Consider the following 19,076-nt stretch of genomic DNA (forward strand, 5'->3'; position numbering starts at 1 on the left):
AAAAAAGGTGCCGTACGCGTACAACCCTGCCCGGGGGAAGCGTGTCCAACAGGCGTGGCAGAGGTACTCGACATCGCGACCATCGCTCCGCTGGGCGGCGCGGGCACAGCGGTGCTCCCCGTGCGGAGCGTCGCCGTCGTCCCCGTACGCGGCTCCGTGGTCAGCCCCTTCAGACGACCGCGCGCTCTCAGCGGCATGCCGGTGATCGCCCCCGTGCCCACCGGATCCCGCACCGGCGCGGTCGACGGCATCCCCTCCCCCCGGACGAGCGCCGAGGGCGTGTCGGCAGGGACGACCGTCGACCACCTGACAGAGACCTACCGCGCCCACTACCGGTCGCTGCTCGGTCTGGCCGCGCTGCTCCTCGACGACACGGCCTCCTGCGAGGACGTCGTCCAAGAGGCGTTCATCCGCGTCCACTCGGCCCGCAAGCGGGTGCGCGAGCCCGAGAAGACGCTCGCCTACCTGCGCCAGACCGTCGTGAACCTCTCCCGGTCCGCGCTGCGCCGCCGCATCCTCGGACTCAAGCTGCTGTCCAAGCCGATGCCGGACATGGCCAGCGCCGAGGAGGGCGCGTACGACCAGCTGGAGCGTGAGGACCTGATCAAGGCCATGCGCGGACTCCAGCGGCGTCAGCGCGAGGTGCTCGCCCTGCGCTACTTCTCGGACATGACCGAGGCTCAGGTCGCCGAGGCGCTCGGGATATCCCTGGGCTCGGTGAAGGCGTACGGTTCGCGGGGCATCGCGGCGCTGCGCGTCGCGATGGGAGCGACGACATGAGCGAGGCACCTGGCAAGGACGGCGGGGTGGAGCCCGTGGACCCCGTCGAGCCCGTCGAGCCTGTGGAGAATGCCGCGAGTGCCACAAGTGCCACGAGTGCCACGAGTGACGCCCGAGACGAACATGACGACCTGAGTGGACAGCGCATGGTGAACATCGAGCCCGGCCCCGGCGAGGGCGACGGGGACGACGAACTCGCGCTGCGGCGGCTGTTCCAGAGCGCCGTGTCCGGCATCGAACCCTCCGCCGGCTCCCTTGAGCACCTGCACCGCGCCGTGCCCGTCCGGCGCGCCCGCAAGCGCCAGGCCATCGTCGGCGCCGCGGCCGCCGCGGTCCTCATCGGCACGGCCGTGCCCGCCTTCGTGCACGTCGCCGCCTCCGGCGGCATCTCCGTGGCCGGCACCCCCGTGAACGCGGGCCACGGCGAGGACGCCCAGGGCGGCACCGGCACCGAGACCGGTGTCGAGGGCGGCAAGAGCTCCACGGCCCCCGCGAGCAGCGTGTCCCCGAGCCAGGGCGCCGCCGACGGCCCCTCCGGCAAGCCGCAGCAGCCGGAACCCGGCGTGTCCGGCGGCGGCCCGCGGCCGACGGACGGCGTGGACACCGGTTCCACACCGCGGTGCACGGCCGGTCAGCTCGGCGTCAGCGCGGCCCAGGCCGGCGGGCCCGACGGCGAGGGCAAGGTGCACGGCACCTTCCGCATCGCCAACGTCTCCGGCCAGGACTGTGTCGTGGACGGCAGCGGAGTCGTCAGCTTCGAGGCCCGCGGCGCGGCCGACCCGGCCCGGATCTCGGTGACCCGGCACACCTCGGGGGACGGCGGGAGCGGACTGCCCGACCCCTCGCAGGAGTCGTCCGCGCTCCTCCTGAAGCCGAGCGGCTCCTACGAGGTGAAGTTCGTCTGGGTGCCGAGCGAGACCTGCCCGACGACCGGAGGCACCCCGACGCCGGAGCCGCCCCCGTCGTCCGAGCCGCCGACCACGCCGCCGCCGACCGAGACCCCGACCGATCCCCCGAGCACCCCCGACCCCGGCGGTGGCCCGGGTACCGGCACGGGAACGGAGACGGGTACCGACACAGGCACGGGCGCGGACACCGGTGCGGCGCCCCAGCTGCTCGTCGCCGACGGCGGCCTCGCGGACGGCTCCGTCCTGGTCAGCCACATCGCGGAGCCGGGCGGCCCGGCGGCGTCGGCGCTCATCCCCAACGCCTGCGCGGGCACCATCTACCGGACCGGCGTCCTGAACGGCTCCTGAACCGGGGTGGGGGGCGCTCGCGTCCCCCACCCGTCAGGGTCCGTGCCGGGCCTCTACAGGCCCAGCGCCTCGTCGCGTGACGCCTCCGCCTCGCGGCGCACGAGGCGGAACCACATGAAGAGGACGAAGCCGCCGAAGACGAACCACTCGGCGGTGTAGCCCAGGTTCTGGAAGGCCTTCGCGTCCAGGCTCGTGCCCGCCGCTGCCGCCGCCGGCACCGGGGTGAGACCCGTGGGGGAGTCGGCGAGGGTGATCCAGGCGTCGTAGACGTCGTCCGTCACCACGTTCACCAGGGCCGCCGCGCTGATCATGCCGAGCTGCCCCTCGGGCAGTCCGCCGGCCGTGTGGACGCCCTTCGTGCCCGGGTTCTCCGAAGCCTGCAGCGCGCCCTCCACCGTGACCTCGCCCGACGGCACGGCGGGGACGTCCGCGCCCGTGGGGAGCCAGCCCCTGACCACCGGCAGGGACCGGCCGCCGTCCGTCCGCAGCAGCGTCAGGACGTACGAGCCCTTCCGGCCGTCCAGCTCGCGGTCGGGGACGAGGAACTGCTCCCCGAACCGGCCGCGCGCCTGCGCCGACCGGCCCGAGGTCTCCTTGTCCACCGGGAGCAGGGCGTCCAGCGGCTCCGCCTTCAGCGAGCTCGCGGCGGGCCGCTCCTCGGCCTCCCGGTGGGAGTCGACGCGATCCTCGAACTTGCCCAGCTGCCAGGTCCCCATGAAGACGCAGAACGGGATCGCGAGCAGGACGAAGACGTTGATCCCCCACCAGCGGGGCGTTCTCAGGAACCGGTACACGCTCCCACGGTACGCAAGGCGGCTCGGCCCGCCGTCGGCCGGGTCCCCGGGCGGTGTCTCGTCGATCAGGCCGGGCTCGCCAGGGAACCCCCCAGGTGCTTCGCGGCGAACGCCAGGTCCAGGGCGACCTGCTTGATCCGCTCCTCCACCACGAGCGAGCCGTGGCCCGCGTCGTACCGGTACACCTCGTGGACCGCGCCCCGGGACGCGAGCCGGTCCACGTAGTTGTCGATCTGGCGGATCGGGCAGCGCGGGTCGTTGACGCCGGCCGAGATGTGCACCGGCGCCTTCACCGCGTCCACGTACGTCAGCGGCGACGAGGCCGCGTACCGCTCGGGCACCTCCTCGGGGGAACCGCCGAGCAGCGTCCGGTCCAGCGCCTTGAGGGCCTCCATCTCGTCCTCGTACGCCGTGACGTAGTCCGCGACCGGGACCGCCGCGAGGCCCACCGCCCAGGCGTCCGGCTGCGTGCCGAGGCCGAGGAGCGTGAGGTAGCCGCCCCAGGAGCCGCCGGACAGGACGAGCCGGCCGGGGTCGGCGAGGCCGCTCTCCACCGCCCACGCGCGGACCGCCTCCACGTCCTCCAGCTCGATCAGGCCCACCCGGTGCTTGAGGGCGTCCGTCCATTCCCGGCCGTACCCCGTCGAGCCCCGGTAGTTGACCCGCACCACCGCGTACCCGTGGTCCACCCAGGCCGCGGGGCCCGAGGCGAAGGCGTCGCTGTCGTGCCAGGCGGGGCCGCCGTGCACCTCGAACACCGTCGGGAACGGGCCCTCGCCCTCCGGGCGCTGCACGAGCGCGTGGACCCTGCCCCCGGGGCCCTCCACCCACACGTCCTCCACCGGGACCGACGGCGGCGCCTTCGGTCCCGGCGGGTCCAGGACGACACCGCCCGCCGTGGAGCGCACCACCGGCGGCTCGGCGGCCGAGGACCACAGGTACTCCACGGAGCCGTCGGGCCGGGCCGTCGCGCTCGACACCGAGCCCGCCGGGGTCGCCACCCGCACCAGGGCGCCGGTGGCGATCTCGTACCGCCACAGCTCGCTGCGGGCCTCGAAGCTGTGCACGATCAGCAGACCGGAGCCGTCCGGATACCACTCCGCAGACACGTCCCCCGGCAGGTCGAGCGCCAGGTCCGTCTCGGTGCCCGCCACCACGTCCCAGAGCATCGGCTCCCAGCGGCCGCGCCGCTGGTGCCCGACGAGCAGCCGGGTGTCCCCGGCCACCGGCGCGAAGCCGAGGACCGCGAGGCCCAGCTCCTCCGTACCGCCCTTGGTGTCGTCGAGCTCGGCCACCACGCCCGCGTCCGACGCGCGGAGCACCCGCAGCGCCGAGTGCATCGCGTCCCCGTGCTCGGTGTGCTCGATCGCGATCAGCGAACCGTCGTGGGAGAGGTCGCCGACACCCGCGGACTCCCGGTGCCGGTAGATCTCGACCGGGGTGTCAGAGCCGGGGCGGACGAGGTGGACCGTCGAGCCGTCCTCGTCGGTGGAGCGGCCCACCACGAGCGTGCCCTCACGGCCGATGGCGAGCCCCGCCGGATAGGAGGCGTCGAGGCCCGGCACGGCCGGCTCGTCCGCGCCGCCGCCGAACGGCTGCCGCATCCACACCCCGAACTCGTCCCCGTCGGTGTCCGCGAACCACCAGATCCAGGCGCCGTCCGGCGACAACGTGCCGTCCGTCGTGCCGTTCGGCCGGTCCGTGACCTGCCGCTGCTCCCCGCTCGCCCGGTCCCAGGCGTACAGCTCGTACGTCCCCGTCGCGTTGGACACGAACAGCGAGCGGTCGGGGGCCTCCTCGGCCCACTCGGGGAGGGAGACGCGCGGAGCGCGGAAGCGCTGCTCCCAGACGGGGGTGTCGATTGCCTTGCTCTCAGTCATGGCACCCATGATGCTCCGCGCGGCGGACAATCAGGTCGCGTCACCCTCAACCTGTGGATAACCTCGCCGACATGTACTCCCCGACGCCCGACGACTGGCACGAGGCCAACCGCGCCCGCTGGGACGAGCGCGTCCCGATCCACGCCGCGAGCGAGTTCTACGACCTCGACACCTTCCGCGCCGGCAAGGACGCCCTGCGAGACTTCGAGCTCGCGGAGGTCGGCGACGTCACCGGACGCTCCCTGCTGCACCTCCAGTGCCACATCGGCCTCGACACCCTCTCCTGGGCCCGCCACGGCGCCTCGCACGTCGTCGGCCTCGACTTCTCCGAGCCGGCCGTCGAGACCGCCCGCTCGCTCGCCGCCGACCTGGGCCTCACGCAGGACCGGGCCGCCTTCGTCGCCGCCGACGTGTACGACGCCGCGGAGGCCGTGCCGGACCCGTCGTACGACATCGTCTACACCGGCACCGGCGCGCTGTGCTGGCTGCCCGACATCGAGCGCTGGGCGGAGATCGCCGCCTCGCTCGTCGCCCCCGGCGGCTTCCTCTACGTGGCCGAGTTCCACCCGCTGACCGACTCGCTCGACGACGAGACCGGCAGCCGTCTCGTGTACGACTACTTCGTCCGCGACCCGTGGGTGGACACCAGCCCGGGCACCTACGCCGACCTCGACGCCACCACCGTCCACAACCGCAGCGTGGAGTGGGTGCACCCGGTCGGCGAGGTCGTCACGGCGCTCGCGAAGGCGGGCCTGCGGATCGAGTTCCTGCACGAGCACGACGCCTCGCTGATCCCCCGCTACGGCGCCCTCCAGCGGCACGAGGACGGCTACTACCGCTTCCCGGCCGACCGCCCCCGCATCCCGCTGATGTATTCGATCAAGGCGTCAAGACCGGCCTGAGCGGGCCTACGCCCCAGCCCTTCCGTACCGCCTAGGATCCCTGGCCGCCGAGCCTGATGACGGCGACGCCGCCCTGGGAGCACGCCCCGGACGGGGAGCGTGAGGACCGTGTATCAGGGCGTACGCGGTACGTCGGGGCGTATGTGATGCATGCGCCGCCCGTCCGGGCCGAGGACCTGCGCCCCGATCTTGTGGGTGCGCAGCGACAGCGCGGTGCCCGCGATCCGCAGCGCCGGGGCGGCCCGTACGAGCGAGGCCGTCACCTCGTGCAGTTCGTCGACGGTACGGAGCCACAGCGCGACCGCGAGGTTGTGCGGCCCCGTGACCGAGGTGACGAGCCGGGTCTGGCGCAGCCGGGCGAGCGCCGCCACCGTCGCCGGCACTTCGAGGGGCGGTACGTCGGTGGTGACCAGCGCCCACACCGGGCGCCCGGAGAACCTCGGGGCAGGCAGGCAGTGGTGGTGGAGTGCGCCGCCCGTCGTGAGGACGTCCAGCCTCCGCCGTACCGTCGACTCGCTCGTACCGCACGTCCGGGCCAGCTCGGCGGCGCTGCGGCGGGCGTCCCCCGCCAGCTCCGCGACCAGCCGGTGGTCGAGCTCGGTGAGGTTAGGGCCGGTGGGTACGCGCGTGCGTGGCCGCCGTACCCCGCCCGTGATCTCCGTGAGGAGCTGGACCTGCGCCGGGGTGAGCTGTTCGATCCGTGACCGGTACGGGCGGTTGTGCAGGCGGGTGACCACCTGGGTACGCGCGCGGAGCACCCCGGGCAGCCGCCGCACCCGCCCGGCGAGATAGGCGTCGAGGGCGTACAGGTCGGGGGAGGCCACGAGGAGGACCAGATCGGAGTCCCCGGTCACCTGGTGGACGCCGAGGGTGCACGCGTCGCTCGCGACCTCGGTCGCGGTGGCCTCTGCGTCGCCCGCGACGCACTCCAGCTCGATCCAGGCGTAGAGCATGGCGTCCGTGCCGCGGCGGGCGGCCAGCAGCGAACTCCAGGCGTACCCTCCGGCCGTGAGGTGCTCCCAGCGCCGGGCGAGGGTGTCGGGGCTCGACCCCAGGACCGCCGAGAGCTGTGTCCAGCTGGCGCGCGGGGCTATCTGCAGTGCGTGGATCAGCGAGAGATCCGGCTCTCCCAGGACGGATTCCCCGGTGCGCATTTTCCTCCTTGGCCGATCCCTGGGAATCCTTGGGTGTGGGTCCCGGAGCGCCCCAGGATGTGAGCCGGGGCCTCTGCATTCAAGCCGCAACGGCGAATGTTCGCCATTGACTCGGTCACACGTCAGGACGCGGGCGGAGGAAGTCGAGACGGGGGACTGGGCACATGGGGCACGCGGGGACCGGGGAACCACCGATGACGGAACTGCTGTGGGGCGAGCCGGTGAGCCCCGAACAGCTCGCCGCCGCCGAGCTCGGGTACGCCCGCTGCGGCCCCGCCGAACGACTCCTGTGGGAACGCCTCTCCGTCTTCGAGGGGGCCTTCGGGAGGGACGCCGTCCACGAGGTGTGCGCTGCGGGCGCCCTGCCGGCGGCGCGGATCCAGTCGGTTCTCGACCGGCTCGCCCCCGCCGCGCTCCTCCCCGTCGACGACCTGTTCGACGGGGAGAACGACACCCACCGCTACTGGATGCCGCACCCGATGCGGGCCGTGGGCGCCCGCCGGCTCACCGCGCGCGGCGACCGGCACTCCGTCGTCCTGCGCCACCGGAGGTGGTGCGTGAAGGTCGCCCGGCGGGCCTCCGACTGGTGGCAGAGCGGCCGGCAGCTCGACGCCCGCGACCTCGCCCTGCGGGAACTCCCCGACCTGGCCGCCGCCATGGACCCGACGACGGCGCCGCTCTCGTCGAGCGACGAGGCCGGCTCGGCCGTCGAGATCGCCGTCTCCCTGTGGTTCCTGTGGGTCGCCTGCGGGCGGGTCGTCGAGGGCAGGACCCGACTGCGCCACGCCCTCTCCCTGCACGCCGGACCGCCGCCGGCCCGCGCCCTGTGGCTCGCCGCCTTCCTGGAGCTGGAGTCGGGCCGCCCCGAGGACGCCGACCCGCTCCTCGTCCAGGCGTGGGCGGCGGCCGCACCGGACGGCGACGACCGTGTCCTGGGTCTCCTCGCCCATCTGCGCGGCGCGGTCGCCCTCTATCAGGGGCGTACGCGCGCGGCGGCGGCCGAGTTCAGGGTCGCCCTCGACCTGATCGGGCAGTGCCCGGAGTTCGGACCGACCAGGGAGCTGTGCTGGGCGGCGCTTGCCCTCGCGCTCAGCCGCACCGATCCGGAGGCGGCGCAGGAGGCCCTGGACGAGCTGGTGCTCGACCCGTCGGCGCGGCGGGCGTGGGCGGGCCGCGACCAGTGGGCCGACGCCTGGGCGCACCACGCACGTGGCGAGCTCCTCGCCTGGGACGGGGAGCGGGAGCGGGCCGCCGGGCACGCCCGGCGGGCGCTGCGTGGGCATCTGGCGCTCGGCTCGGCGGTCGGCGCGGCCTGCGCGGCCGAACTCCTGGCGCAACTGCGGCTCCTGACCGGGCGTCCCGAGGCCGCCGCCCACCTGCTGGGCGCCGTCGACCTGTTGCGGACCTCGGTCTTCGACGGCTCGTACCGGCCGGCGGCGTACTGCGCGACGGTCCGGGACCGCAGCGAGGTGGAGCTGCGGCGGGTGCTGGCCGACCCGGAACTGCGGCAGGCGTACGACGAGGGAGCGAGGATCGGCCTGTTCGCCCTGGCGGAGACGCTCTAGGCGGGGCCCGGGGGCGGGCGTACCGGAGCGGAGCGCGGAAGCGTGGTTCCGTACCTACTCTTGAGGTAGGCACGGAGGTGACCCATGAAGCGACGGCACCACTTCCACATCGACTACCTCGGCCACTCGGTCTCCGCGACCGTCCAGACCGGGCACGGCCCTGTCGTCGAGGTCCTGGTCGACGGCAAGGAGACCGGTTACGCCGAGACGCGCGGGGACCGGCCGGTCACCATCCCGGTCGAACTGCCGACCGACCCGCCGACGACGGTGCTGGTACGGGCGACCCCGGGGCCCGGTGTGCCGCGCTGCCTCCTGCTCGCGTCGGAGGACGCGGAGGCGCTGGTCATGGCGCCGAGGCCGTACTGAGGGCGCCCCTGGGCCGTACGCCGCACGGGGCGCGGCCTCAGGACAGCAAGGCCATCCCGATGACCAGGAAGACGACGAAGGCGATGGCCCCGGCCACCGCGGCCGTCTTGCGGGGACGGCGCCGGGACAGCTCCGCAAGGGCCGTGGTCGTACTGCCGGGCCGCTCACGCCGCCGGGACGCGGGCACTCCGGCGGGCGCGGGTCTGTGTGCCTGGCCCGGTCGGGGCACGGGCGCCGGCATGGGCATGGGCGCGGACGCAGGCGCGGACATCGCGGAGGGCGCGGGCCGGCCGGCGGCGGGCCGCTGCGCGCCCGGGTTGTGGTGAGGGGCGGAGTGCGGTCCGGGGTTGTGGTGCTGGGCCGGACCATGGTGCTGCTGGGCCGGACCGTGGTGCTGGGCCGCCCGGGGGTAGGCCCGCCAGGCGCCGGAGGAGAACCAGTCCGCGATGGCCTGCGCCGAGGGCCGCTGCTCCGGCTGCTTGGCCAGCAGGCTCAGCAGGTACGTCTCGAACTCGGGCGGCAGTGCCACCCCGAGCCGGCCGGGCGGCACGGGGGCGGTGTCGATGTGCTGGTACAGCAGGGCCGTCGCCGTGTCGGCCCGGAACGGCGGCCGGCCGGTCAGCAGTTGGTAGAGGACGCAGCCGAGCGAGTAGACGTCGGAGGCGGACGAGGCGGGCTGCCCGAGGGCCCGCTCGGGGGCCAGGTAGAGCCCCGTGCCGACGATCTGGCCGGTCGTCGTGAGCCCCGCCGACGGATCGTCGACGAACCGCGCGATGCCGAAGTCGGCCAGTTTCACGGTCCCTTCGGCGTCGACCAGCAGGTTCCCCGGCTTGATGTCCCGGTGCACGACACCCTGCCGGTGCGCGGCGGCGAGACCTGCGGCGGCGTGGGCGGCGACCACGGCGACCCGCTCGGCGGGCAGGATCAGGGGATCGGAGGGGCTCCCGGCGAGGCTGTCGCCCTCCACCAACTCCATGACCAGGAACAGCTTTCCGTCCCACGTGCCGAAGTCGAAGACCCCCACGACGTGCGGGTGGCTCAGCCGGGCGGCGGTCTGCGCCTCCAGCCGGAACCGGTCACCGGCGGACGGATCCGTCGACTGCGCCAGCATCAGCTTCACAGCCACGGGCCGGCCCAGCACCTCGTCGGTGGCCTGCCACACCTCGCCCATGCCGCCCCGGCCGATACACACGTGAAGCCGATATCGGTCCGCGACCAGCACCTGGAGACCACCCTTTCGACGATCGATCAACTTGACGGAAGGGAACCAGCGTAGAGCCGCCCGCCCGCGCTCTTCGCCGCGCTCCCCCCACCACCCCCTCCGATGGACGACAACCGAGGCGCGGGTGAACGCACGGTGCCGCCTCCGGCTAGCATCGCGGCCCGGAGTGAGTCCGGAGTGAGTGCCGGCGGACGCCGGTGGACGTGGAACGGAGTGGTCGTGGCGCGACCTCGTGTGGGTGTGGCGGTACTGACGATGGGCACGCGCCCGGCCGAGCTGGGGGCTCTCCTCGACGCCGTGGCGCGCCAGGACGAGCAGGCCGCCCGGATCGTCGTCGTCGGCAACGGCACGGGGACGCTCCCGGAGCTTCCCGAGGGCGTGACCGGCGTCGAACTGCCCGAGAACCGGGGCGTCTCCGGCGGCCGGAACGTCGCGATCGAGACGCTGCGCGCGTTCGGCGACGTCGACGTGGTGGTGGACCTGGACGACGACGGCCTGCTCGTCGACACGGACGTCTTCCGCCGCCTGGCCGACCTGTACGAGGGGGACCCGGCGCTCGGCGTCGTGTCGTTCCGCATCGCCGACGAGACGGGCGAGACGCAGCGGCGCCACGTTCCGCGCCTGGGCGCCAAGGACCCGATGCGCGGCGGGGAGGTCACGACCTTCCTCGGCGGCGGCCACGGCCTGTCGATGGTGATGCTCGACGAGATCGGCGGCTGGCCGGAGGACTTCTTCTTCACCCACGAGGAGACCGACCTCGCCTGGCGCGCCCTGGACGCGGGCTGGAAGGTCATCTACGAGCCGGCGCTCCTCCTCCAGCACCCGAGGACCAGCCCGGCCCGGCACGCCGTCTACTACCGGATGACCGCCCGCAACCGGGTCTGGCTGGCCAAGCGCAACCTGCCCGCGCCGCTGGTCCCCGTCTACCTGGGCGTCTGGACCCTCCTCACCCTGGCCCGCACCCGCTCCCTGCCGGGCCTGGGCTCCTGGTTCGCCGGCTTCGCGGAGGGCGTCCGCCGCTCCGGCGGCCCCCGCCGGCCCATGCGCTGGTCGACGGTCGGCCGGATGACCCGCCTGGGGCGCCCGCCGGTGATCTGAGCCCGGCGTGGTTCCTCCGGCGCAAGCGGCGTCCCCCGATCGTGGGTGAGCGAACGTTTCCGCTGTTCCGGCCGCCGCGGACGGGTGGAAGCGAACACGACGGCCCCCCTGGCGTCGGGGTCTTCCCCCGATCACTCCTCTGGAGGTGGCCGTCTTGGTCCTCGTCATCGTCGTCGCCGCCCTCGCTCTGCTCGCCGGCCTCGCCGCGAACCGTTTCCTGCGTCCCCGGCTCGTCGCCGACGACGACGACACGGGCATGGGGGTGAAGGACATGGTGGGCCCCCTGCTGACCCTGACGGTCCTGTTGCTGGCCTTCGTCCTCGTCACCGCCAACGGCTCGTACGGAAAGGCCGAGGTCGCCTCCCGAGGCGAGGCCCGCGCCGTCGACCAGCTCGTCGAGTCGGCCGAGTACGCGCCCGCGGCCCAGCGGGCGGAGGTCCAGGCGGACGCCGTCTGCTACGCCCGCGCCGTACGCGAGCAGGAATGGCCCGCCATGGCGGACGGCAAGGGCTCGGCCGCCCCCAGCGTCTGGGCGACCGACTTCCGGCGCGTCTTCCGCGAGGTGGAGGGAAAGCCGGTCTTCGGCATGCTGGTGGCCGCGGACAACAAGCGCTCGGAGGAGCGCGAGGAGCGGCTGACCCAGGCGACGGCGAGCATCCCCAGCGCCATCTTCTGGTTCCTGCTCGCCACCCTCACCATCACCGTGATCGCCCTCGGCGTGTGCCTGCCCCGCCGGAACAACCGCGGTCAGATCCTCACCCTGGCCGTGATCACCGCGCTGCTCACCACGACCCTGTGCATCATCAGGGACGTCGACCGGCCCTTCGGCGGCATCGTCGACGTGGCACCCACCGCCATCGCGGAGGTCGAGCGCCAGGCCACCCGCGACTTCCTCACCAACCACCCGGCGACGGACCTGCCCTGCGACGAGGAGGGCAACCGCACGGCCGCGTAGAACCCGGAAAACCGGAACGCTGCACCCGGGGTGAATGAATACCTGTGTCGGCGGGCCGAGAATTTGACGGTCCTCGCACGGAGAGTTTTTCACCGAAACACGCAGGGAAGATATTTGCCCCGACGTGCACTGCGGCGGCGTGCTACTGTCGAAGTAGTTGCAGTTTTGGTACCCAAAATCTTCACGTGCTTCCGGTCGGCCTCCGTGCCTCATGGAAGCGCTGCTTATTTTTCCGGTTCATTTTCCGGGCGGGGCATCATCGCGGCGACTCGGCGTCCGTACAGTACGGGCGCCGATGCACTGCCCAAAGGAGATATGACATGGCTACTGGCACCGTGAAGTGGTTCAACGCGGAAAAGGGCTTCGGCTTCATCGAGCAGGACGGTGGCGGCGCTGACGTGTTCGCCCACTTCTCGAACATCGCCGCCTCCGGCTTCCGCGAGCTGCAGGAAGGCCAGAAGGTCAGCTTCGACATCGCGCAGGGCCAGAAGGGCCCGACGGCGGAGAACATCGTTCCCGCCTGACGCTGACGCGCAGACCGTAGCTGGGGCCCGCATCCCTCGGGGTGCGGGCCCCAGCTGCACGCGTTTCCGCAGTGAGTCCACCTGCGGGACGGCATTTCTCAGGTGCGAACCCCTCGGGGGTCGTACCCATTGACGCACCGGATTCCCTTCCGTGAGTCGTCACCTATTTCTCCTTGCGCCGACACGAATTCCCGTGGGCCAAGTCAATTTCGCATTCTTTCGGCTCGTGCCGTGATTCCGTGCGCTGCTCACTCGCTGCCGGAATTCCTCGATACGTGCCGTATCGAGGAAGGTTCTGCATGAACCCCACCCGTACGAACACCCGTTCCTCAGGCGCCCGCCGCCGCACCGGCGGTTCCACCTTCGGCTCCACGAACGGCTCCACCCGAGGCAGCCGCTTCGGTTCGTCCGCCCCGACCCGCTCGGGCGGCCCGAACCGCTCCGGCGGCCACGGCCGGCGCCCCGCCGCCGCGCAGGGGGAGTTCGCCCTGCCGAAGACGATCACCCCGGCACTGCCCGCCGTCGAGGCGTTCGCCGACCTCGACATGCCCAAGGCGCTCCTGGACGCGCTCACCGGGCAGGGCGTGACCGTGCCCTTCCCGATCCAGGGCGCGACGCTGCCGAACTCCCTGGCGGGCCGTGACGTCCTCGGCCGCGGCCGTACCGGCTCCGGCAAGACCCTCGCCTTCGGCCTGGCCCTCCTCGGCCGTACGGCCGGACAGCGCGCCGAACCCCGTCAGCCGCTGGCCCTGATCCTGGTCCCCACCCGGGAACTCGCCCAGCAGGTGACCGACGCCCTCACCCCGTACGCCCGCGCCGTGAAGCTGCGCCTGGCCACCGTCGTCGGCGGGATGCCGATCGGCCGGCAGGCGAGCGTGCTGCGCGGCGGCGCCGAAGTCGTCGTGGCCACCCCCGGCCGCCTCAAGGACCTCATCGACCGCGGTGACTGCCGGCTGAACCAGGTCGCGATCACCGTCCTCGACGAGGCCGACCAGATGGCCGACATGGGCTTCATGCCCCAGGTCACCGCGCTCCTGGACCAGGTCCGCCCCGAGGGCCAGCGCATGCTGTTCTCCGCGACCCTGGACCGCAACGTCGACCTGCTGGTCCGCCGCTACCTCGCCGACCCGGTCGTCCACTCCGTGGACCCCTCCCAGGGCGCGGTCACCACGATGGAGCACCACGTCCTCCACGTGCACGGCGCCGACAAGCACCGGGCGACGAAGGAGATCGCGGCGCGCGACGGCCGGGTGATCATGTTCCTCGACACCAAGCACGCCGTGGACCGTCTCACCCAGGACCTGCTGGACTGCGGTGTCCGCGCGGCCGCCCTGCACGGCGGGAAGTCCCAGCCGCAGCGCAACCGCACCCTCGCCCAGTTCAAGACCGGGCACGTCACCGTCCTGGTCGCGACGAACGTCGCGGCGCGCGGCATCCACGTCGACAACCTCGACCTCGTCGTGAACGTGGACCCGCCGACCGACCACAAGGACTACCTCCACCGCGGCGGCCGGACCGCCCGGGCCGGCGAGTCCGGCAGCGTCGTCACCCTGGTCACCCCCAACCAGCGCCGCGACATGACCCGCCTCATGGCGACCGCGGGCATCGTGCCGCAGACCACCCAGGTCCGCTCCGGCGAGGAGGCGCTCCGCCGGATCACCGGCGCCCAGGCACCCTCCGGCATCCCCGTGACGATCACCGCGCCGCCGCAGGCCGAGCGGCCCAAGCGCGGCTCGTCCTCCCGAGGCCGTCGCCGCCCCTCGGGCGCCGGCCGGCGCGCGGGCGGCGGCCGGCAGTCCGCGTCCGGCGCGGCCGCGGCCTGAAACCCCGCGCCGTCGACCGGAAGCCGACCCATCTCCGCAGGAGGCACGTTGTGACGCAGTTCCAGACACGGTTCCCCACGGAGGGGCCGGCCGGCCTGGCGGACCTGGGCGTCCTGGCCGACACGGCCGGACTTCAGGTCCCTGACGACATGACCGTCGAGGTGGCGCTGTCCGTCATGGCCGGCGCCCGCACCGGGCACCTGCTCGTCTGCGACAACGACGGCCTGCGCACCGGAACGGTCACCCGGGTCCAGCTGGCCGGCGTCCGCGAGGGCGCCGCCTACACGGACCGGCTCCGGCTGCGCGACGTCCCCGGCGCGGACGTACCCGACGACGTACGGCTCACCCCGGGCGCTCTCGCCCTGGCCCGCTGAACCACCTCCCCCGGCGGAACCGCCTCCCCCGCGGAACCGCCTCCCCCGGCGGAACCATCCCTTCCACTCCCTGTGAGGCATCGTGCGCTGTGTCATCGCCCGCTTCCCGTTCGAGCTCACCAAGAACGGTGTCCTGGAGTCCATGAAGGGCGTCAAGCCCGAGGAGATCACCGGCGAGTCCGTGATCATCGGCCGCCGCAGTTATCCCGTCAAGCAGGTCGGCCAGGTCATCACCCGCCAGGACCGGCGCGATTTCAGTGCCGACGAAGTCACGCGGGCCATGGTCAAGCTCGGCTTCACCTGCCGCAGCGTGCCCAGGACCGTCGCGCCCACCCGCGCCGTCGACCCGCTCCAGCACGCCTCGGCGATGCTCGGCGCCCCCCTGGCGGTCTGACCGCCTGACACCCGAACCGCCAGAAGGGCCCGACCGGCACACGCCGGTCGGGCCCTTCCGCGTACCCGGGCCTGCGCGCCACCGAATCGCTTCACTGTTCGAAGCGGATTACCTCCCGACAGGGCACAGGAAAATCTATGGCGGCCAGAGTAGACATTGATGGTGGGCGTGGATATGGTTTCTCTCGTAGCCCAGAGAGACAACAGGGCCTGGCAGAGATGAACTGCCGGCCGGAAGTACCTGTAAGGCAGTACCTGTAGGTGCAGTTCGCAGAACGGTGCGGCGGTGGAGTACCGAAGCCAGGGTGGTTGCACGACGGCGACGGGACTGACGGCCGGACCGGGTGGCCCGCAGTGATGAGGGGCCGCCGCAGCGGGACCGCGGTCATGGCAGATGCGGTGCCCGTGTGAGTGCAGTACGCAGTACCAGCAGTACCAGCAGTACGCAGTACCCCGTGTAAGTGGTTGATCATCGAGGGAAGAACGGAGGGGCCACGCCATCAGGATCGCCCGGGCGGAAGTAGTGAGCCCGGGTACCGCAGGACATCGATAGTGAGGTGGTCTCCGGTCAAGCAACCGCGATCCCCGCAGCCCGACAGTGTCTCGGTCGGGCCGGCGGACACAGAAGGCCGGCGCATCACCTAGGCCGGCAGATGGTGTAGTAGTTCCTTCGGGGCCTTGGTGCCGTACGGCACCAAGGCCCCTCCACGCGTTCCCGAGAGAGGTGCAAATGACAGCAGACGACTCGTACGGCCGTCTCGACGACGACGACTACCCCGCCTTCACGATGGGCCGGGCCGCCGAAATGCTCGGCACGAGCCAGAGCTTCCTCCGTGCCATCGGCGAAGCCCGCCTGATCACTCCGCTGCGCTCGGAGGGCGGCCACCGCCGCTACTCCCGCTACCAGCTGCGCATCGCCGCCCGCGCCCGGGAACTCGTCGACCAGGGCACCCCCATCGAAGCCGCCTGCCGCATCATCATCCTCGAGGACCAGCTCGAAGAGGCCCAGCGCATCAACGCCGAATACCGCCGCGCCGCCGAGTCGTCCGGACCGTCGACCGACGCCTGAGGCGAGGGAGTGGGGCGCTTGGTGAGCGGACCCGGAAACCACGCAGAGGCCTGAACCGCACACGCGGATCAGGCCCCTGACCTGGTCGGGAAGGGCGAACATGCGGAGTGCTCCGGCCAATGCTGCAATGGACGAAGAGCTCCGTCCGACCATCCCCCGCGGGATACGGCGGGATGGACCGGGCGCGGCCAAATCCTGCGAGCGGCGTGTACGGAGTGGCCATGAGCGACGTTCTGGAAGACATGGGACCGGTGGACTTCCTGGTCATCGAGTTCCCGGGCAACCGCATGACGGGCGAGGGCTTCCCCCTGCTTCTCGACCTGGTGGACCGAGGCGTCATCCGCGTTCTCGACCTCCTGTTCGTCCGAAAGGACGTCGACGGGAGCGTCGTCGGTCTGGAGCTGGCGGATCTGGACGGTGACGGCCGGCTCGACCTGTCCGTGTTCGAGGGCGCGTCGTCCGGGCTTCTGGGCCAGGACGACATCGAGGAGGCGGGGATGGCGCTCGAACCCGGCAACGCGGCCGGAATCCTGGTGTACGAGAACCTCTGGGCCGCTCCCCTCGCGCGGGCCCTGCGGCGCGGCGGCGCGCAACTCGTGGCGGGCGGACGCATCCCCGTACAAGCCCTCCTGGCCTCGCTCGAAGCCGCGGAGGCGGCAGAGGGTGACGGACCCGCCGCCTGACGCCCCTGAGGACAAACAAGGAGCACCGACATGCCAGGACTTCTTCGAGGTGTGGCGCGCACCGCCGTGGTGGCCGGAACGGCGACCGCTGTCTCCAACCGGGTCTCACGGCGCCAGGCGGGCCGCTGGGCCCAGCAGGAACCGGCGGCACACGAACAGCCCGCACCGGCGCCTCCCCCGGCGCCTGCGCCTGCCGCACCGGCCGACGACATGAGCGCCAAGATCGCCCAGCTCAAGGAACTCGGAGAGCTGAAGGAGCAAGGCGTCCTGACCGAGGAGGAGTTCGCGGCGCAGAAGAGCCGCATCCTCGCCTCGTGACACCACCCGCCGTGCCGAGGTCTCCGGAAACCACTCAGGGGCCTGATTCGATCTCTCGAATCAGGCCCCTGAACTGGTCTTACGGCTGTCGGGGTGGCGGGATTTGAACCCACGACCTCTTCGTCCCGAACGAAGCGCGCTGCCAAGCTGCGCTACACCCCGATGTCGCTGCTCTGTTGTTCTCGTCGCGGCGACATCGATTACTTTAGCCCACGCGCGCGCTGAGACGAAATCCGGTTACCGGGGCGTCGCGGTGCAGGTCGGATGCGGTCGAGGCCGACGATCGCGAGGCCCAGGGCGTAGAAGGCCGCGCCGAGGACGACGGCGTTCGTGAGGACGGCGGCGTAGCCGAGTGCGGCGACGTCCAGGAAGGGGTACGTGTAGCGGGTCGGGGCGCCGGGGGAGAGCAGGGCGCCGCGGGTGAGCGCGAAGGCCAGGTAGAGGCCGGGGAGCGCGAGCCACTGGGCCGCGTGGCGCCACCTCAGGGCCCCCGGCAGGGTGAGGAGCAGGAAGTCGAGGGCCGTGCCGATCGGCGTCACGGTGTGGAGGAGCTGGTTGGCCACCGCCTTCGCGCCGGTCAGGCGGGCGATCTCGGCGGCCTGGTCGAACTCGCTCGCCTCGTTGTCCAGGACCAGGTGGAAGACGAGGCCGACCACCGTGATGCAGAGCAGGACGCCACCGGTCCACGGGGCGGGGAGCGGCGGGCGGCGGGTCCAGGCGCGGACGGCGCCCCAGCCGAGGGCGAGGGCGACCAGGACGTTGGACCAGATGGTGAAGAAGCTCAGGACGACGAGCACGTTCCCGTACACGCACTCGATGACGAGCCCCGTCGCCGCGGACAGGGCGATCAGGCCCCGGAAGGCCGCCGCGTACGGGCGGCGCGGGGCGAGGGGCATGACGGCGGCGGCCGGCACGGCCGCCGAGCGTGGCGTGAGCATGCCCTCACCGTAAGGGCTCAGGCGCGGGCCGTCAGGGTGAGCAGGGTGACCTCGGGCGGGCAGGCGAAGCGGACCGGGGTGAACCGGTTGGTGCCGCAGCCCGCCGAGACGTGCAGGTAGGAGGTCCGGTCGCCGGCCGTGTGGGTGGAGAGCCCCTTCACCCGGTCGGTGTCCAGGTCGCAGTTGGTGACCAGCGCCCCGTAGAAGGGGATGCAGAGCTGCCCGCCGTGGGTGTGCCCGGCGAGGATCAGCTCGTACCCTTCGGCCGTGAAGGCGTCGAGCGAGCGCAGGTACGGGGCGTGGACCACGCCGAGTGTGAAGTCGGCCGTCGCGTCGGGGCCGCCGGCCACCCGCTCGTACCGGTCGCGCTTGATGTGCGGGTCGTCGAGACCGGTGAACGCCAGCTCCGCCTGCGGCAGTCGGAGCCGGCCGCGGGTGTTGGTGAGGTTGACCCAGCCCGCCGCGTCGAAGGCGTCCCGCATCCCCTCCCAGGGGTTGTGGACGGCGCCGACGGCGGGCTTGTTGCCGTTGAGGCCGTGGCGGCCCTGCGCCTTCTCCAGGAGGTAGCGGGCGGGGTTGCGCAGCTTGGGCCCGTAGTAGTCGTTGGACCCGAAGACGTACACCCCGGGGAACTCCATCAGCGGGCCGAGCGCGTCGAGCACCTCCGGCACCGCGTCCGGATCGGACAGGTTGTCACCGGTGTTGACGACGAAGTCCGGGCGGAGCCCCGCGAGGGACTGGAGCCAGGCGCGCTTCTTGCGCTGGCCGCTCACCATGTGGATGTCGGAGACCTGGAGGACCCGCAGGTCGCTCATGCCGGGAGGGAGCACCGGCACCGTCACGCGGCGGAGCCGGAACGAGCGTGCCTCGTAACCGGCCGCGTAGACGATTCCGGCGGCGGCCGTCGCCGTGAGGCCTGCCGTGATCTTCAGGGGGAGCCCGTACCGTGCGCGCATCCCCCCATCGTCGCAGACCCGAGGAG

At 72.4% G+C, this 19,076-nt stretch carries 20 protein-coding genes and 1 tRNA gene; 14 read left to right on the forward strand and 7 right to left on the reverse strand.

Features of this window, described 5'->3' with window-relative positions:
- The first annotated feature begins 54 nt into the window (after window positions 1–54).
- Window positions 55–780, forward strand: coding sequence for a SigE family RNA polymerase sigma factor (locus ACIA8N_RS31385; RefSeq protein ID WP_399416843.1), 726 nt, complete (start codon window positions 55–57; stop codon window positions 778–780).
- Window positions 781–926: 146 nt separating this feature from the next.
- The gene (locus ACIA8N_RS31390) at window positions 927–2,036 is read left to right on the forward strand and encodes a hypothetical protein (protein WP_365781874.1); all 1,110 of its coding nucleotides are present in this window, start codon (window positions 927–929) and stop codon (window positions 2,034–2,036) included.
- Between the two features lie 53 nt (window positions 2,037–2,089).
- Here ACIA8N_RS31390 and ACIA8N_RS31395 read toward each other — a convergent pair whose 3' ends face one another.
- On the reverse strand, window positions 2,090–2,830 hold the full coding sequence (locus ACIA8N_RS31395) for an SURF1 family protein (protein WP_365781876.1): 741 nt from the start codon (window positions 2,828–2,830) through the stop codon (window positions 2,090–2,092).
- Between the two features lie 65 nt (window positions 2,831–2,895).
- The gene (locus ACIA8N_RS31400; protein ID WP_365781878.1) at window positions 2,896–4,719 is read right to left on the reverse strand and encodes a prolyl oligopeptidase family serine peptidase; all 1,824 of its coding nucleotides are present in this window, start codon (window positions 4,717–4,719) and stop codon (window positions 2,896–2,898) included.
- Window positions 4,720–4,781: 62 nt separating this feature from the next.
- Between ACIA8N_RS31400 and ACIA8N_RS31405 the strand changes: the two genes are divergently transcribed.
- The gene (locus ACIA8N_RS31405) at window positions 4,782–5,612 is read left to right on the forward strand and encodes a class I SAM-dependent methyltransferase (RefSeq protein ID WP_365781880.1); all 831 of its coding nucleotides are present in this window, start codon (window positions 4,782–4,784) and stop codon (window positions 5,610–5,612) included.
- A 113-nt stretch (window positions 5,613–5,725) separates the two neighbouring features.
- Here the strand turns inward: ACIA8N_RS31405 and ACIA8N_RS31410 are convergent, their stop codons facing one another.
- Entirely contained in the window at window positions 5,726–6,766 is a 1,041-nt protein-coding gene (locus ACIA8N_RS31410) for an Lrp/AsnC family transcriptional regulator (RefSeq protein WP_365781882.1), read from the reverse strand.
- Between the two features lie 194 nt (window positions 6,767–6,960).
- Here ACIA8N_RS31410 and ACIA8N_RS31415 point away from each other — a divergent pair, with 194 nt between their 5' ends.
- Together ACIA8N_RS31415 and ACIA8N_RS31420 are read left to right on the forward strand one after the other, a co-directional pair.
- Window positions 6,961–8,331, forward strand: coding sequence for a tetratricopeptide repeat protein (locus ACIA8N_RS31415; protein ID WP_365781884.1), 1,371 nt, complete (start codon window positions 6,961–6,963; stop codon window positions 8,329–8,331).
- A gap of 84 nt (window positions 8,332–8,415) precedes the next feature.
- Entirely contained in the window at window positions 8,416–8,697 is a 282-nt protein-coding gene (locus ACIA8N_RS31420; protein WP_365781886.1) for a hypothetical protein, read from the forward strand.
- 37 nt (window positions 8,698–8,734) lie between these two features.
- Here the strand turns inward: ACIA8N_RS31420 and ACIA8N_RS31425 are convergent, their stop codons facing one another.
- Complete coding sequence (locus tag ACIA8N_RS31425) at window positions 8,735–9,919, reverse strand: protein kinase (protein WP_365781888.1); 1,185 nt, start codon at window positions 9,917–9,919, stop codon at window positions 8,735–8,737.
- Window positions 9,920–10,138: 219 nt separating this feature from the next.
- Here ACIA8N_RS31425 and ACIA8N_RS31430 point away from each other — a divergent pair, with 219 nt between their 5' ends.
- From ACIA8N_RS31430 to ACIA8N_RS31470, 9 genes are all read left to right on the forward strand, one after another.
- Window positions 10,139–11,017, forward strand: coding sequence for a glycosyltransferase family 2 protein (locus tag ACIA8N_RS31430; protein WP_365781890.1), 879 nt, complete (start codon window positions 10,139–10,141; stop codon window positions 11,015–11,017).
- 145 nt (window positions 11,018–11,162) lie between these two features.
- Complete coding sequence (locus ACIA8N_RS31435; RefSeq protein WP_365781892.1) at window positions 11,163–11,972, forward strand: hypothetical protein; 810 nt, start codon at window positions 11,163–11,165, stop codon at window positions 11,970–11,972.
- A gap of 320 nt (window positions 11,973–12,292) precedes the next feature.
- Complete coding sequence (locus ACIA8N_RS31440) at window positions 12,293–12,496, forward strand: cold-shock protein (RefSeq protein WP_030209733.1); 204 nt, start codon at window positions 12,293–12,295, stop codon at window positions 12,494–12,496.
- Between the two features lie 299 nt (window positions 12,497–12,795).
- Window positions 12,796–14,319 (forward strand): DEAD/DEAH box helicase, encoded by a 1,524-nt coding sequence (locus ACIA8N_RS31445; RefSeq protein WP_365781894.1) that lies wholly within the window; start codon window positions 12,796–12,798, stop codon window positions 14,317–14,319.
- 50 nt (window positions 14,320–14,369) lie between these two features.
- The gene (locus tag ACIA8N_RS31450) at window positions 14,370–14,693 is read left to right on the forward strand and encodes a CBS domain-containing protein (protein ID WP_399416844.1); all 324 of its coding nucleotides are present in this window, start codon (window positions 14,370–14,372) and stop codon (window positions 14,691–14,693) included.
- An 82-nt stretch (window positions 14,694–14,775) separates the two neighbouring features.
- Entirely contained in the window at window positions 14,776–15,087 is a 312-nt protein-coding gene (locus ACIA8N_RS31455; RefSeq protein ID WP_365781896.1) for an SCO5918 family protein, read from the forward strand.
- 729 nt (window positions 15,088–15,816) lie between these two features.
- Window positions 15,817–16,155: a MerR family transcriptional regulator gene (locus tag ACIA8N_RS31460; RefSeq protein ID WP_359205574.1), complete on the forward strand. Its 339-nt coding sequence runs from the start codon at window positions 15,817–15,819 to the stop codon at window positions 16,153–16,155.
- 221 nt (window positions 16,156–16,376) lie between these two features.
- Entirely contained in the window at window positions 16,377–16,838 is a 462-nt protein-coding gene (locus ACIA8N_RS31465) for a DUF6325 family protein (protein ID WP_365781898.1), read from the forward strand.
- Between the two features lie 30 nt (window positions 16,839–16,868).
- The gene (locus tag ACIA8N_RS31470) at window positions 16,869–17,156 is read left to right on the forward strand and encodes an SHOCT domain-containing protein (RefSeq protein WP_365781900.1); all 288 of its coding nucleotides are present in this window, start codon (window positions 16,869–16,871) and stop codon (window positions 17,154–17,156) included.
- 88 nt (window positions 17,157–17,244) lie between these two features.
- On the opposite strand, the gene ACIA8N_RS31475 is transcribed toward ACIA8N_RS31470, so the two are convergent.
- The 3 genes from ACIA8N_RS31475 to ACIA8N_RS31485 form a co-directional block, all read right to left on the reverse strand.
- Window positions 17,245–17,318 (reverse strand) — tRNA-Pro (locus ACIA8N_RS31475).
- Window positions 17,319–17,356: 38 nt separating this feature from the next.
- Window positions 17,357–18,094, reverse strand: a complete 738-nt coding sequence (locus ACIA8N_RS31480) for a Pr6Pr family membrane protein (protein WP_365781902.1) — start codon at window positions 18,092–18,094, stop codon at window positions 17,357–17,359.
- A 17-nt stretch (window positions 18,095–18,111) separates the two neighbouring features.
- On the reverse strand, window positions 18,112–19,050 hold the full coding sequence (locus ACIA8N_RS31485; protein WP_365781904.1) for a metallophosphoesterase: 939 nt from the start codon (window positions 19,048–19,050) through the stop codon (window positions 18,112–18,114).
- Window positions 19,051–19,076: the final 26 nt, after the last annotated feature.

It is taken from the genome of Streptomyces sp. NPDC051822 (assembly GCF_044452745.1).
GTDB lineage: Bacteria > Actinomycetota > Actinomycetes > Streptomycetales > Streptomycetaceae > Streptomyces.

Bases quoted from the DNA above. Each gene is read 5' to 3' on its own strand.
- ACIA8N_RS31420 (WP_365781886.1), top strand. From the start codon at position 8,416: ATGAAGCGACGGCACCACTTCCACATCGACTACCTCGGCCACTCGGTC.
- ACIA8N_RS31485 (WP_365781904.1), bottom strand. From the start codon at position 19,050: ATGCGCGCACGGTACGGGCTCCCCCTGAAGATCACGGCAGGCCTCACG.
- ACIA8N_RS31445 (WP_365781894.1), top strand. From the start codon at position 12,796: ATGAACCCCACCCGTACGAACACCCGTTCCTCAGGCGCCCGCCGCCGC.
- ACIA8N_RS31405 (WP_365781880.1), top strand. From the start codon at position 4,782: ATGTACTCCCCGACGCCCGACGACTGGCACGAGGCCAACCGCGCCCGC.
- ACIA8N_RS31480 (WP_365781902.1), bottom strand. From the start codon at position 18,094: ATGCTCACGCCACGCTCGGCGGCCGTGCCGGCCGCCGCCGTCATGCCC.
- ACIA8N_RS31440 (WP_030209733.1), top strand. From the start codon at position 12,293: ATGGCTACTGGCACCGTGAAGTGGTTCAACGCGGAAAAGGGCTTCGGC.
- ACIA8N_RS31465 (WP_365781898.1), top strand. From the start codon at position 16,377: ATGAGCGACGTTCTGGAAGACATGGGACCGGTGGACTTCCTGGTCATC.
- ACIA8N_RS31415 (WP_365781884.1), top strand. From the start codon at position 6,961: ATGACGGAACTGCTGTGGGGCGAGCCGGTGAGCCCCGAACAGCTCGCC.
- ACIA8N_RS31410 (WP_365781882.1), bottom strand. From the start codon at position 6,766: ATGCGCACCGGGGAATCCGTCCTGGGAGAGCCGGATCTCTCGCTGATC.
- ACIA8N_RS31400 (WP_365781878.1), bottom strand. From the start codon at position 4,719: ATGGGTGCCATGACTGAGAGCAAGGCAATCGACACCCCCGTCTGGGAG.
- ACIA8N_RS31460 (WP_359205574.1), top strand. From the start codon at position 15,817: ATGACAGCAGACGACTCGTACGGCCGTCTCGACGACGACGACTACCCC.
- ACIA8N_RS31470 (WP_365781900.1), top strand. From the start codon at position 16,869: ATGCCAGGACTTCTTCGAGGTGTGGCGCGCACCGCCGTGGTGGCCGGA.
- ACIA8N_RS31390 (WP_365781874.1), top strand. From the start codon at position 927: ATGGTGAACATCGAGCCCGGCCCCGGCGAGGGCGACGGGGACGACGAA.